This is a genomic window from Rhodococcus sp. NPDC003382, from assembly GCF_053589135.1.
In genome coordinates this window covers 39,991-53,444 of sequence record NZ_JBSFRH010000044.1, presented here as the reverse complement: position 1 = coordinate 53,444, position 13,454 = coordinate 39,991, and the positions used below count along the sequence as shown (strand labels likewise).

At 63.7% G+C, this 13,454-nt stretch carries 14 protein-coding genes; 5 read left to right on the top strand and 9 right to left on the bottom strand.

Translation table 11 applies throughout. The features are described 5' to 3' along the window. Positions 1-92: 92 nt before the first annotated feature. From ACWDUD_RS24350 to ACWDUD_RS24340, 3 genes are all read right to left on the bottom strand, one after another. Complete coding sequence (locus tag ACWDUD_RS24350; protein WP_218020492.1) at positions 93-260, bottom strand: hypothetical protein; 168 nt, start codon at positions 258-260, stop codon at positions 93-95. After that, entirely contained in the window at positions 254-649 is a 396-nt protein-coding gene (locus ACWDUD_RS24345) for a transposase (protein ID WP_450110942.1), read from the bottom strand. Before ACWDUD_RS24345 ends, ACWDUD_RS24350 begins: the two co-directional genes overlap by 7 nt. A gap of 110 nt (positions 650-759) precedes the next feature. Continuing rightward, on the bottom strand, positions 760-912 hold the full coding sequence (locus ACWDUD_RS24340; protein WP_450110941.1) for a hypothetical protein: 153 nt from the start codon (positions 910-912) through the stop codon (positions 760-762). Between the two features lie 464 nt (positions 913-1,376). On the opposite strand from ACWDUD_RS24340, the gene ACWDUD_RS24335 reads away from it, so the two are divergent. The 3 genes from ACWDUD_RS24335 to ACWDUD_RS24325 all read left to right on the top strand — a co-directional run bounded on the left by ACWDUD_RS24335 (position 1,377) and on the right by ACWDUD_RS24325 (position 4,895). Then, the gene (locus ACWDUD_RS24335) at positions 1,377-2,540 is read left to right on the top strand and encodes an LLM class flavin-dependent oxidoreductase (protein ID WP_072815542.1); all 1,164 of its coding nucleotides are present in this window, start codon (positions 1,377-1,379) and stop codon (positions 2,538-2,540) included. A gap of 161 nt (positions 2,541-2,701) precedes the next feature. After that, positions 2,702-3,547, top strand: a complete 846-nt coding sequence (locus ACWDUD_RS24330; protein ID WP_072815543.1) for a mycofactocin-coupled SDR family oxidoreductase — start codon at positions 2,702-2,704, stop codon at positions 3,545-3,547. A 4-nt stretch (positions 3,548-3,551) separates the two neighbouring features. Next, on the top strand, positions 3,552-4,895 hold the full coding sequence (locus tag ACWDUD_RS24325; protein WP_072815544.1) for an MFS transporter: 1,344 nt from the start codon (positions 3,552-3,554) through the stop codon (positions 4,893-4,895). A gap of 87 nt (positions 4,896-4,982) precedes the next feature. Here the strand turns inward: ACWDUD_RS24325 and ACWDUD_RS24320 are convergent, their stop codons facing one another. Together ACWDUD_RS24320 and ACWDUD_RS24315 are read right to left on the bottom strand one after the other, a co-directional pair. Next, positions 4,983-6,056 carry a CaiB/BaiF CoA transferase family protein gene (locus ACWDUD_RS24320; protein ID WP_372481607.1) on the bottom strand — a complete coding sequence of 358 codons (1,074 nt, stop codon included), beginning with the start codon at positions 6,054-6,056 and terminating at the stop codon, positions 4,983-4,985. Next, positions 6,053-6,889, bottom strand: coding sequence for a mycofactocin-coupled SDR family oxidoreductase (locus tag ACWDUD_RS24315; RefSeq protein WP_280522841.1), 837 nt, complete (start codon positions 6,887-6,889; stop codon positions 6,053-6,055). Before ACWDUD_RS24315 ends, ACWDUD_RS24320 begins: the two co-directional genes overlap by 4 nt. A 206-nt stretch (positions 6,890-7,095) precedes the next feature. Here ACWDUD_RS24315 and ACWDUD_RS24310 point away from each other — a divergent pair, with 206 nt between their 5' ends. Beyond that, positions 7,096-8,637: a class I adenylate-forming enzyme family protein gene (locus ACWDUD_RS24310; RefSeq protein WP_238071704.1), complete on the top strand. Its 1,542-nt coding sequence runs from the start codon at positions 7,096-7,098 to the stop codon at positions 8,635-8,637. Positions 8,638-8,729: 92 nt separating this feature from the next. On the opposite strand, the gene ACWDUD_RS24305 is transcribed toward ACWDUD_RS24310, so the two are convergent. The 4 genes from ACWDUD_RS24305 to ACWDUD_RS24290 form a co-directional block, all read right to left on the bottom strand. After that, a complete protein-coding gene (locus ACWDUD_RS24305; protein WP_072815547.1) occupies positions 8,730-9,152 on the bottom strand; it encodes a MaoC family dehydratase in 423 nt (140 codons plus the stop codon). Then, on the bottom strand, positions 9,152-9,610 hold the full coding sequence (locus ACWDUD_RS24300) for a hypothetical protein (protein ID WP_072815548.1): 459 nt from the start codon (positions 9,608-9,610) through the stop codon (positions 9,152-9,154). Before ACWDUD_RS24300 ends, ACWDUD_RS24305 begins: the two co-directional genes overlap by 1 nt. A gap of 22 nt (positions 9,611-9,632) precedes the next feature. After that, entirely contained in the window at positions 9,633-10,790 is a 1,158-nt protein-coding gene (locus ACWDUD_RS24295) for an acyl-CoA dehydrogenase family protein (protein WP_372481608.1), read from the bottom strand. 117 nt (positions 10,791-10,907) lie between these two features. Beyond that, positions 10,908-12,674, bottom strand: a complete 1,767-nt coding sequence (locus ACWDUD_RS24290; RefSeq protein ID WP_072815550.1) for a sigma-54-dependent Fis family transcriptional regulator — start codon at positions 12,672-12,674, stop codon at positions 10,908-10,910. A gap of 275 nt (positions 12,675-12,949) precedes the next feature. Between ACWDUD_RS24290 and ACWDUD_RS24285 the strand changes: the two genes are divergently transcribed. Then, on the top strand, positions 12,950-13,447 hold the full coding sequence (locus ACWDUD_RS24285; RefSeq protein ID WP_072815551.1) for a flavin reductase family protein: 498 nt from the start codon (positions 12,950-12,952) through the stop codon (positions 13,445-13,447). Positions 13,448-13,454: the final 7 nt, after the last annotated feature.

The following is a 13,454-nucleotide window of genomic DNA, read 5'->3' as shown; positions in this document are numbered from 1 at the left end:
CTACGACAAACTCGCCCTCACCTACCGAGCGGGTGTGCTGCTATCGGCGGTGTGCGCCTGGCTCAAGCACCTCGCGAATTAGGAGACATGCTCTAAGTCTTGGGATATAGGTGGCGGAGTTTGATGCGGGCGTCGTCGGTGGTGAAGTGCCACCGGACCTGGCGTTGATCGGCATTGGTCTGCCGTTGCCAGGCAGCGAGTTCGGCGCCCAGGGTCTCGAGGCCCTCGATGCGCCGGTCCAGACACTGACGGGTCAGCACCGAGAGCTCGATCTCGGCGATGTTGAGCCACGAGCCGTGTTTGGGAGTGTGGTCTCGAGCCGCTGCGCGAGCGCGAACGCCTCGGCCGGCTCGAAGGCCTCGTAGAGCGATCCGATGCCGTGAGTGTTGAGGTTGTCCATCACCAGCACCACCCTCTCCGCGTCCGGGTAGTCCACGCACAGTAGCTCTTTGACCTGTCGGGCCCAGTCGACCTTGGTGCGCCGGGGCTGGGCATCGACACGTCGCCAGCCGGCCAGAGGCTCGACCCAGCAGAAGATCGAGCAGGTCCCGTGCCGCACGTACTCCGAATCCTCTCGCCGGTCGCGGCCCGGGGCTGCCGGGATCGGGGCGCGAGCATGGGTCAGCAACTGATAGGGCTTCTCGTCCATGCACACCACCGGGCGAGAGGGATCGTGGCAGCGGGCGTAGACCGACAGGACCTCTTCCATCCGGGCTGCGAACTCCGCGTTCGCCTTTGGTGGGGTGGTCCAGCACTTCTTCAGGTGAGGACGAAGTTTCGTTCTTTTAAGATCCGGCCGATGGTCGAGTGGTCCAGGTAGGGGATGTCGTCGACCAGGGCGACGTGCTTCTCCAGCAGTCGCAGCGACCACCGCGCGTGTCCCCGCCGGGGGCTGTGTGCACGCCAACGCAATCAACCTGGCCTCGATCTCTCCGGTGATCTGCGACGGAACGGTGGGAGGTCGCGCCCCTTGCGCCCGATCGTGGCTTCCACGTCCTGACCGGTTTCAGCGAACCGCTTGGCCGCCAGTCGCACCGTCTCATCAAAGACTCCCAGCCCTGCTGCGATCACCTTGACCATGCTCGGCGATCCGGTCCCGATGCATCCGGACCGCCCGTTCCTGCGTCTCGACGTCCACTTTCTTGTGCAGACATACCAGCATTCTCCGTGTTGGATCAGAATCCTCCACCTCGCCCAGAACGGTTCACTGATGATCAGCCCCGCACTCAGGCAGCGGGCTCGGCCGACGCGGGTTGCAACTTCTTCATCGTCCAGTTGGTGTGTCCGAATGCGCTACATCACAGCGCTCGCGGTGCACTGAATGCTGGAGGTCACAGAGCAAGGCAGTCGTTCGGACATGTCGATCAGGAGAAATCATGGGTAACCCTCGCGCAACCGTCGAATTCGGAGCCTTCCTCGCACCGTGGCATAAGGTCGAGACGGATGCGAACACCGCAATTCACCAGGATCTGGCACTCGTCGAGCACATGGACAAGCTCGGCTTTGCGGAGTTCTGGATCGGCGAACACCATTCCGGCGGTGTGGAGATCGTGTCGTCGCCGGAGATGTTCCTTGCTGCCGCTGCGCAGCGTACCTCACGGATTAAGCTGGGCCTCGGCGTTGTTTCACTCCCGTACCACCACCCATTTATGGTCGCGGATCGGCTGGTTCTGCTCGACCACCTCAGCCGCGGCCGTGTCATCTTCGGAGCCGGCCCGGGCCAACTCGCGGATGACGCTCACATGATCGGCATCGACCCGGTGGAGAGCCGCCGCAAGATGGAACAGGCCTTCGATGTCATCCATCGTCTGCTCGACGGCGAGACGGTCACCGAAGAGACCGACTGGTACAAAATCCAGGACGCGTACCTGCATGTCGCCCCGTACTCCAACATCGAGAAGGCAGTCACCGCGACGGTGTCACCGACAGGACCGAAACTGGCCGGCAAGTACGGGGCAGGAATCCTCTCACTTGCAGCCACCAATCCGATGGGTGTGGAGCTGCTCGCGGGTCACTGGGACATTGCCGAGCAGATCGCCGCGGAGAACGGCCGTACTGTCTCTCGTGACCAGTGGCGCCTGACCGGGCTGATGCATGTGGCGGAGACCGAGGAGCAGGCCCGAGCAGACTGCCGGCACGGTCTGCTGGACCTGATGAACTACCTCTCCCATGTCACTCCGGGATTCGAGAAGGCACCGGACGTCGACACCCTGATCGACGCGGTCAACGAGAGCGGACTCGCTGTCATCGGAACTCCGGAGATGGCTATTGCACAAATCGAGCGGCTGCAGGAGAAGTCCGGAGGATTCGGGAAGTTCCTCGTGCTGCACGGCGAGTGGGCGCCGCAGCCTGCCGCGCTGCGCAGCTTCGAGCTGATCGCCGAGCGGGTCGCACCCGAGTTCAACGGCGCTCGGGCACCGCGCCAGCGCGGCTACGACCAGGTCGTGGCCAGCGACAAGGCCGGCGCGGACGCCACGGCTGCAGGCCAGGAAGCGGCTCGCAAGCAGTTCGAGGCCGAGCGCAGCGTCGCCGTGAGCTGACCCTCCGAGAACGGGGGCGGAGTCCGGCGTTCGTGCCGGACTCCGCCCCGTCTTCGGTTCGACGCACGAACCGAAGGTGTAGCGAACTGACACATTGTGTGACTCGCAGCACACCTACCGTTCGATGTGACCAAATGGTCAGGCATTGAAAGGACTGTGGAATGGGAACCCTCGACGGGAAGGTCGCGCTGGTCACCGGCGGCGCACGCGGGCAGGGCCTGGCACATGCACATGCGCTGGCAAACGAAGGCGCCGACGTCGTTCTGATCGACATCTGTGAGCAGATCGACTCGGTCCAGTACGGTCTGGCGACAGAAGAAGACCTCACGCTGGCAGTCAAATCGGTTGGCGCGCTGGGCGTGCGAGTTGCCGCTCACAAGGTCGACACTCGCTCGTCGTCCGCACTCGACGCCGTAGTCTCGGAAACTGTCGCCTCATTCGGGAGTATCGACATCGTGGTGATCAACCACGGTATCTGGACGCGTGGCGCGCTATGGGATCTGTCCGACGACGACTGGCTCGACACCATCGATGTCAATCTCAACGGGGTTTGGCGGACGCTGAAAGCGGTGGCGCCGCAACTGATCAAGCAGCGGACCGGATCGGTGATCATCACCGCATCGGTCAACGGCGTCGAAGCGCAGGCTGGCGCTTCGCACTACACCGCAGCCAAGCACGGCGCTCTAGGATTGATGAAGTCCGCGGCGTTGGAGTTCGCTCCTTACGGCGTCCGTGTCAATGCCATCCTTCCCGGATTCGTCGACACGGCTATGACGAACTGGCAGGGCTGCTATGACATGACGGGCGGTAAGCCGGGATCAACCCGGGCCGATCACGAGGTGGCGGCGCGCCATTGGCACGCGATAGGGGGCCTGATCGAACCTGACGAGATCAGCGGGGCTGTGGTGTTTCTCGCCTCCGATGCGGCGCGTCGGATGACCGGAGTCGAGCTTCCTGTCGACGGCGGTCACCTGGTTTTGTCCACCTTCAACCCGAATCCGAGCTGATCACATGGCGACAGAACAAAACCTTCGGAGGGTGCTGGTCTCGGCTCTGAGCGCCAGCACCCTCGAGTGGTACGACTTCTTCATCTACGGGACCGCCGCAGCACTGGTGTTCAACAAGGTGTTTTTCCCCGAGGTGAGTCCGATCATCGGCACGATCGCCGCGTTCGCAACCTTCGGCGTCGGCTTCCTGTTTCGGCCCCTTGGCGGAATTATCTTCGGACACTTCGGAGACCGGCTCGGCCGAAAGGCCATGCTCGTGGTCGCCATGCTGGTAATGGGCGTGGCGACGTTTCTGATCGGATTGATTCCGAGTTACGCCCAGATCGGGATCGCTGCACCGTTGATTCTTCTAGTGCTTCGTGCAGTGCAGGGAATCGCGGTGGGCGGCCAGTACGGCGGAGCCATGCTGATCGTGACGGAGAATGCCCCACCCAATCGCCGTGGGTTCTTCGGCAGCTTCGCTCAGGTCGGGCCATCGCTCGCCGTGATCCTGTCCAACATCGTGTTCCTGGTCGTGGTTGCATCGATGAGTGCGGAGGCCCTGCAATCGTGGGGTTGGCGTATCCCTTTCCTGCTCAGTGCGATCGTGGTGGGCCTGGGCCTCTACATTCAGATCACGATCGAAGACTCTGACGAGTTCAAGCAGCTGCAGGCCCGTGCGGCCGAGCAGAAGTCCGAGGATGTCCCGGTTCGACCGAGCTCTCCGATTGTCACTGCGCTGAGGGAGCACCCTCGCGAGGTGTTGCAGGCCGGCGGGATGATCCTGGTTATTCAGGTGTACTACTACATCGTGACGGTGTTCCTCGTCTCCTTCGCCACCGAAGAAGGTGTGCCGAAGTCGACGGCTCTGTGGATTGTTCTGGTCTCGAGCGCGGTCACAGTGGTGTCGATCCCGATCTTCGCGCTGTTGTCGGATAAGGTTGGGCGCAAACGTGTTCTGGTGGTCGCTGCCATTGCAACCACTGCGTCGGCCTTTCCGTTCGTCTTGCTCCTCGGCACCGGCAGCGTCTGGCTGATGTTGCTCGCGGGTCTTCTCCCCGGTGTCACGTTGGGGGCGCTCTACGGGCCAATGGCTGCCTTCTACTACGAGATGTTTCCCGCAGAGGTGCGGTACTCCGGGGCCTCACTGGGATACCAGGTCGGTGCGGTCCTCGGCGGCGGGTTCGCCCCATTGATCGCAACAAGCCTGTTCGCGTGGACAGGCACCGTGCTCTCGGTCGGAGCGTACGTGACTGTCGCTGGTCTGCTGAGCATCTGGGCTATCGCTTCTGCCCGCGAGACCTACCAGCCGGCGGCCACCAGCCAGCTGGAGGAGAAAACGGTAGGCGTGTCGTCGATCGGATCGTGAATCGGCCACGATTCGATTGCGGCCAGGCACGTCGCCGATAGGAAGAGCTTCGGGGCCACCGAGTGATGTGGCCCCGAAGCTCTTCTTCTACCAGATGGAATCGAGGTCCCCTGCGACAACCGCAGCGGCTGCCGGCCGATTCGGGGTCCGCGACAAGCGCGGCGCAGCACCTGGTTGCAGCACACCGTCCAGTTCGCCCAGAGCGTGGCGGTGAGTGACCTGCGGATGTCGGGCAACCTCATCGAAGGCAAGCACCGGGGTCACACACGCGTCGAGTGCGTCGAAGACCGCCTCCCACTCGTCGCGGGTCTTGGTCGCAAACGCCGCTGCGATCGCATCACGCAGCTCCGGCCACCGGGATCGATCGTCTTGGTCCGGTGTCCCTTCGATGCCTAGTCCGTCGAGCAACGCCTGGTAGAACTGCGGCTCGATCGCGCCGACGGCCATGTACCCGCCGTCGGCAGTGCGGTAGCAGTCGTAATACGGTGCTCCGCCGTCGAGGACGTTCGATCCCCGTTCGTCCGTCCAGTCGCCGCCGGCCCACATCGCCCAGATCGAGTGTGAGAGGGTCAAGGTGCCGTCGAGCATCGCCGCGTCCACCACCTGTCCCACCCCGGAACGTGCGCGCTCGACGAGCGCGGCGAGCAGGCCGGCGATCAGGAACATCGAGCCGCCTCCGAAGTCGCCGACGAGGTTCAGCGGGGGCAGTGGCGGCCCGCCGGCGGGACCGATGGCGTTCAGGACACCGGCGGCGGCGATGAAGTTGATGTCGTGACCGGGCTTGGCGGCCCACGGGCCATCTTGTCCCCAACCGGTCATCCGTCCATAGATCAGACCTGGGTTGTTGCTCGAGAGGCTGTCAGGGCCCAGCCCCAGGCGTTCGGCGACTCCAGGTCGGAATCCCTCGATCAAGATGTCGGCCTTCATTGCGAGTGCGCGGACGTGGTCGAGGTCCTTCGGGTCCTTCAGGTTCGCAGTGACTATCCGGCGTCCGCGTAGCGTCGGGTCCTGCGCAATGTCTACAGCGGGGCCCGGACGCTGAACCCGGACAACGTCGGCGCCGAGGTCGGCGAGCATGAGTGCCGCATGTGGGGCGGGCCCCAGGCCAGCGAGTTCGAGAACTCGGATTCCGGCGAGGGGCCCGTGGAGGGTCTTTGTCACTTGATCAGGCATCCCGCATCGACGGGCAGAGCGGCACCGGTGATGTACCGTGCTTCGTCCGAGACCAGGAACAACAGGGCGTTGCTGACGTCCCGCGGCTCGACCCACGGGACAGGAAGGGCGTTGGTCGACGCCGACGCCGGTTCGAAATCCTCGCGGGTCGGAGCCTCGAGATCGGGGCGGAAGATCCGATAGGTGCCTTCGTTCTGGATCATTGGGGTGTCTACCTGGGTCGGGTGGACCGAGTTCACCCGGATGCCGTGCGGGGCGAGTTCGTTCGCGAGGCTGCGCATGAGACCGACGACGCCGTGCTTGGCCGAGACGTAGTGGGCGATGTGCGCGTAACCCTTCAGTCCCGCAGCCGAACTCGTCAGTACGATCGCGCCGCCGCGCCCGCCGTCGATCAGATGGGGAATGGCGGCCTTGGCCGTGTGCCAGACACCGGTGAGGTTGATGTCGAGCATCTGCTGCCAGGTTCCCTCGGGGATTTCGTGCGCCAGGTGTGGGTTGCTCGCGATACCAGCGTTCGCAGAGACGATGTCGAGTCGGCCGAGTTCGGCGACGGCCGCGTCGACGCCGTTCGTCAAGGCCTCGGCGTCACGGACATCAACTTCGACGGTGATGACGCGACGACCCAGCTTCTCAACGAACAGGGCGGTCTCGGCGAGTTCCTCGGCGGTCCCTGCCGAGTACCCGATGTCGATGATGTCGTTGGGAACGTCGACCGCGATGATGTCGGCGCCCTCTTCGGCCAGGCGAATCGCATGTGCACGCCCTTGACCGCGTGCCGCCCCGGTGATCAGGGCGACCTTGCCTTCTACTCGACCCACGATGACTCCTCTACTAGTACAGCTGATGTGTCGTGTGACACATCATCCGTGCGGAGGCAGGGTGGGAGTTGTCGCGTTTCGGGACAGCGCTGCCGGTGTACTCGATTGCGACATCGTCCAACCGGAAAAGGGGGTGTACTTCTACGTCACAGGCTGATTTGGCAGCTTTTCGTGCCGCCCGGCCTTCCAGCCACAACTTCTGACGAAGGATGCACGTGAACCTTTCCAACGTCCTCGTCCGCGTCGCAGCGCGACGGCCTGACGCGGTCGCAGTCCGATTCGCCGGTGACGAGCTGACGTTCGATCAGTTCGTCACCGCCTCGAGGCGGTTCTCGGCCTTCCTCGACTCTGTCGGTGTCGAACCAGGCGATCGGGTCGGGATCTACGCCTCCAACCGCCTCGAGTCCTTTCCGCTTCTCCTCGGGATCTGGATGGCGGGCGCGATCGCGGTGCCGTACAACCTGTCGGTCCCGCGAGGGCCCCTGCGGCACGCCGTCGAAGACTCGGACCCGTCGTTGATCGTGGTTGCTGACAGCGAGGTGGAGCTGATTCAGGATGTGTGCGACGGCCTTCGCGGCGCGGAGCGGATCCTGGCGGTGGGGCCGAGCGCCGCTACCGCCGGTGCGAGTTGGACGTGGTCCGACGTGACGACGCTTCCCGAACGCCACGAGATCATTCCCCGTCTCGATGGAGACGAGGCTTTGCTGATGTACACCAGCGGTTCGACCGGAACGCCGAAGGGTGTTCGTCAAACCCACCGGACGACAGGTGCCGCCGTCGACGCCACCATCGATATCTTCGGCCTCACCGCAGGCGACAGCGCACTGGTGTGCACTCCCCTCTTCCATGTCGGAGGTCTGCAGCTGATCTCGCTTCCGGTCCTGCTCGCGGGTGGGGCTGTGACGTTGATGGCGAAGTGGGATCCACTCGGGTGGGTCGATCTGGCCCGGCGGTGGTCGCCGAGTTATGTGGCGTTGGTGCCGACGATGGCCATCGATGTCGCCAACCGGATGAGCGGAGCCGATCCGGCACAGCTGAGCAGCATTCGGATCTGTGCGGTCGGTGGGTCGGGCCTGCCGGAAGGTCCACTACGTCGATTCCGTGAGGCAACGGGCATCGACTCGGTGATCAACATCTACGGCCAGACGGAGCAGAACGGGTTGGCCGCATGTGAACGGATCGGGGAAAACCCGCTGCCGGTGTGCCTGGGGCGCCCGCTCGAACAGGTGGTGCAATGGCAATTGGTCGACCCGACCACTCAGCAACGCATTGCCGAAGGCAGCGAGGAGATCGGCGAACTGCTGGTGCGCGGTGACGCAGTCACGCCGGGTTATTGGAAGCGGTCCGACGCCGATGCTGAGAGATTCGTCGACGGTTGGTTCCGGACCGGTGACTTGATGCGGCGTCGACCCGACGGCCAACTCGAGTATGTCGAACGGATGGACGACATGATCATCAGTGGCGGAGAAAATGTCTACCCGCAGATGGTCGAGAACTATCTGGCTTCTTCCCCCGATATCGCCGAGGTCGCGGTCATCGGCACGCCGCATGAGCGCTGGGTCGAGCAGGTGACAGCCATCGTTGTCGCATCTCACGAGGGAGTGACGATGGCCGATATCGCGGAGTTCTGTCAGCAGCACCCCGACCTGCGGGGCTTGTCACGCCCTCGCAGGATCGAGATAGTCGCAGCGCTGCCGAGGACCGGGAACAACAAGATCAACAAGCCAGAACTAAAGCGGATGTTCCGCTGACCCGAGCGGTCTACGGGTCCTACGGATTGAGGGTGGTGCACAGTGTGCACCACCCTCAATCCGTAGTTCGAGTCCAAGTTGCGTGGCAGTGATCAATCCTCGGGGACAGCGACGATGGCGGTGCCGTCGATGACGCGGGTGCCGTCCCCGCGGTCGACCCACACGTCGCAGAGCACGCGGCGTGAGTCACCAGAACCCATCACCTCGAGGACTGTCCCGCCTGCAGTGACCGCATCACCTGCTCGAACGTTGTCGCGGAATCGGCACTTGATGCGCTCGAGGGCTGAGCGTGTGCCGGCCCAGGAGGTGATCATGTCGATGATGTAGGCCATCGTCGAGCCGCCCTGATTGATCTCGCGGTCCCCCATGCCTGCTGACGCCACCGCGTCCAGGTCGAAGTGGATGGGATTGGGGTCGTCGAGGATCAGGGCGACCTGCCGGATGTGTTCACGGTCGACCGGATCGACGATGAACGAGGGAATGGTGTAGCCGGGGGCGATCTCATTGGTGGACATCAGTTCTGACCTCTCTTGAACAGGTAGACGCTCGTGACCGCGCCGACAGGGCCGGCGGGCGCGGTGGTGTCGAACAAAGTCACCGTGACCGTCAGGCTGTCCAGAACCGATCCGTCCCTGGTGGTGCGGCGGGACACACTGTCGATGGACGCAGTTGTCCGATAGGTGTGGCCCACCGAAAGTGGCTGAACCTGATCAATGCCGCAGGTTCCGAACAGAAGGGTGTCGCCTTCTCGTTTGTCTGCGAGTGCACAGAGTTCGTCGACGCTGATCCCCATGCCACGCAAGGCGATGATGAGGAACCAGATCGAGTGGGCGTGCTCACCGGCGTCGGGATCTGAGGCAGCATGCAGGGCGTGATCGGTGATCGCGGACTGGTGATGGGAGATGGTGGTGGTGTCACCAGGTAGCTGGCGGCCGACCAGGCCGGGGTCCAATTCCTTGACTGCAGTAGTCATCTGGCTTGAGGCCTTTCGGAGATCAGTAGGAACGGGGCAGACCGAGGGTGTGCTGCGCGATGTGGTTGAGGACCATCTCCGACGAGACCGGTGCAATCTGCTGAAGGCGCACGATCGACCACAGGTCGGCGAGCCCATATTCAAGCGCCAACCCGTTACCGCCGTGCACCTGGATCGCGGCGTCGAGGGCGTGATGCCCTGCCTTGGATGCGAGGTACTTGGCCATGTTCGCAGCTTCGCCGGCGGGTAATCCGGCGTCATAGAGAGCTGCCGCTTTCCACGTCATGCCGCGGGCCGCCTCCAGCTCGATCTTGGCGGCAGCGAGGGGGTGTTGTACTGCCTGGTAGCTGCCGATCGGGGTTGTTCCCCACACGGTGCGTTCCTTGACGTAGCGGCACGCCTTGTCGATGGCGTAGCGAGCGATGCCGGTACAGATCACTGCACTCAGTACCCGCTCGGGGTTCAGGCCGTCAAACAAGGGCACCAGGCCCTTGTTGACTTCGCCGACAACCCGATCGGCAGGGATGCGTACGTTGTCGAAGAAGAGTGTGAACTGACGTTCGGGGGCGGACAGTGCCGTGGGAATGAGTTCGCGGGTCAGTCCCTCGACGTCCGGGTCCACGACGAACAGTGTCAGCAAGCCTCGGCCGGTCTTCTCGTCTGTTCCGGTTCTGGCCACGAGGAGGAAGTTGTCACAGTGATCGACACCGGAGATGTAGTACTTGGTGCCGTTGACGATGTAATCGTCACCGTCACGAGTGGCGGTGGTGGAGACATTGTGTGAATTCGATCCGGCGTCGGGCTCGGTCAGAGCGAACACGAACTTCTTCTCGCCACTGGCGATTCCGGGAAGGTACTGCTGTTTCTGTTCCTCCGTTCCATGTCGTCCGAAGACGCTGCCGGCGATGCCCTGGGAGAGCACCATGGCCAGCTCCGGGCAGCCGCCGGCAGCAAGTTCCTCGCTGACGATCGCTTGCTGCGTGAGACCGGCGCCGCTGCCGCCGTACTCCTCGGCGATGTTGAGGCCGAGGTAGCCGTTGCGACCGAGTTCGTCCCACAGGTCCTGCATCGGTTCGCCAGTGGCCGAGCACTTCTGGTAGTAGTCGTGTCCGTACTTGGCAACGATGCGGGCGACTGTGTCCCGCAGGAGCGTTTCCTCCTCGTCGGCGATGAGCGGCAACGATGCGTCGGACTGAGTTTCTGTCGAATGAGACACCATGGTTCGAGTGTGTGCCTCGCGACCGGTCGGTGAATGTCGCAACCTGCGCCACCGCCCTGCTCACTCCCGCAGCCGATGTCAGAAGTTGGCGGAATCGATGTCGATGCCCAGCGAACGGACCTTCCGGTACAGGGTGGATCGCGCGATCCCGAGCCGATCAGCGGCCAGGCGCTTGTTACCTTCCGCGTCGCGAAGCGCATTCATGATCGCTTTCGCCTCGATCTGTTCGAGGCCTTGAAGCTGGCGACGGGACGCCTGCACTCGGTGTTCGATCGGGAGGTCCTGTGCGCCGATGTACCGACGATTGCGTCCGGCGACGAGTTCACGCACGAGCGCATCGAGCCCGGCCACATTGCGATCCCAGTCGATGCGGCCGAGCGCCTGGACCGCATCGGGCATCCAGTGGACCCTGTCACTCGGCTGGCTGTAACGGCGACTGATCGTATCGAGTAGCAGTGGAAGGTCACCTGCGCGCTCGGCGAGCGAGGGCACCTCGACCACTTTGTCGAACCATTCCACTAGTTGTGAAAGCGCGGAGGCCGGCACGTTCGTCGTTGCGACGACTCGAATCTGCCGGGCCCGAGCGGCCGCGACGGCGCTCGCCGTCGTGCGAAGCGCGCTGGAGTCGAGCGCCTCGATGTGCCGCAGGATCAGCAATGTCGGCGCCTGGTCGATGGCATCGGCGATGTGGGTGTTCCAGTCCGATCCTGCGGCCGTGGCCGCAAGGGCATCGACGACGGCGGTGTCGGACTCCCCCGCCAACGCACGGGCTACCGCGAACTTTCCGACTCCGGATTCACCGGTCAGGAGCAGCGCGTGGGTGCCCGTGTCGGTCACTGCATGGCACATCGCGCGCCAGGCCGGGGAGTTTCCGACGAGATCCCCCAACACCGGGGCGGGTTCATGCGAGCGCTCATGGCGGGACGGGTGACTGCCGACCTTGAGGCGCAGCAGGGCACCGACGGTAGTGGGACCGTCGGTGACAGGTACCACGTCGACGCCCACCGCAGCTCCATCTGCGAGCGAGACCGTCTTCTCAGCTGTGTCCGTGCCGATCTGCAGGGTTCGGGCGGCATGTTCCCACAGGATGGCCTGATCAGACGGTCCGAGGATTCGGGCGGCCGCGGCATTGCTGATGATGGTCTGCTCGTCGAGACAGATCACTGCGTGTCGGCTGTCGCGGTTGTCGGCCAGGAATGCCTCGAACAGAAGTTGTTCGCGGCGGTGGGCTGCGGTGGCCAATGCCTGCTGGATCTGGGCCGCCACCTCGCACACCCAGGACAACATGATGGGGTTGGTGTCGCTGTACCGGCAGGTCAGATTCAGCGTGCCGATCAGCCGCTTGGTAAGGGGATGGTAGATCGGGGCGCCAGCACATGTCAGCTGGAGAGACTCCTCGAAGAAGTGCTCCGGGCCCGCGACAAGCGCTGGTCGTCCGGTCTCGAGGACAATTCCGCCGCTGTTGGTGCCGACCGTGGTTTCCGCGAAGGAGTAGCCGGGAAGGACATCGTGCCGGTCCAGGCGCCTGGAGAAGCGGCTGTCCTCCACCCATCTCGCGAGGACCCAGCCACCCGGATCTGTCAGGGCAAGGCTGCTCGACGAGTCGACGAGTGCACTGCGCTTGGACTCGATCACCGGGACGGCCACGGACAGGAGTTGCTCAGATGATTGAGGCGCCGAACAGTAGGTGGGCCGGGAGCGTTCCGGTTCGAGCCCGTACATCAGCGAACGTTTCCAGGACTGTGCGATCTCCGCGCGTACGATGCCTCGCCGGACCGGGTCCGCGCCCTCAAGGAAGAGCTCTCGTTCGCGCAGCAAGGTACGGGTGCGGTCGTCGAGTGACAAGGCGGGTCCTTTCTTTCGGCCTGGGCTCGAGAGTCCGTGGGCGCATGCCGTTCGAGGCGTCGACTACCACAGACTGGAGGCCTGTGAGGTGCGACACGTCCATGATGACAAGCTACTGACATGACGTCAACAGCGCGTCGGTGGACCTCCCCCGGCTGGATGTCGCGATTCACTCCGTCGTGCTCGAGCGACTGTCCTGATCTGCGACAACCCTCCTCCGCATGGGATCCATACAGTGACCTCAGTCACCGCAGCACTACGAATCGAGGCCTCTCATGACCGCCGATCTCACGGCAACTCCCACGTTTCGCGAGGCGATGGCACGCTTCCCCAGCGGGGTCACCATCGTCACCACGGTGGACGAACAGGGTCGCCAGCGCGGCTTCACCGCCAGCTCGTTCTGCTCGGTGTCGATGGATCCGCAGTTGGTCCTGGTATGCCTCGCTACCAGCGCCGAATGCCATGACAGCTTCGAACGTGCCGAGACCTGGCTGATCCACATCGCGGGGATGGAGCATGAGGAAATCGCGCGAAGGTTCGCCACTCGAGGTGCCGACAAGTTCGCCGGAAACGACTTCACTCCGCACACGTCGGGACTGCCACACCTTGCAGATGCGCCCGTCGTTCTCGAATGTCGAGCGTATGCCCGCCACCCCGGTGGTGATCACACCATCCTTGTCGGCGAGGTCGTGTCGGTCAGGCTCGGCGATCGCGCGCCGGTCGTCTACTACGACCGAACCTTCAACCCTGTGCCAACCTCTGGCGAGAACTGACCGACTC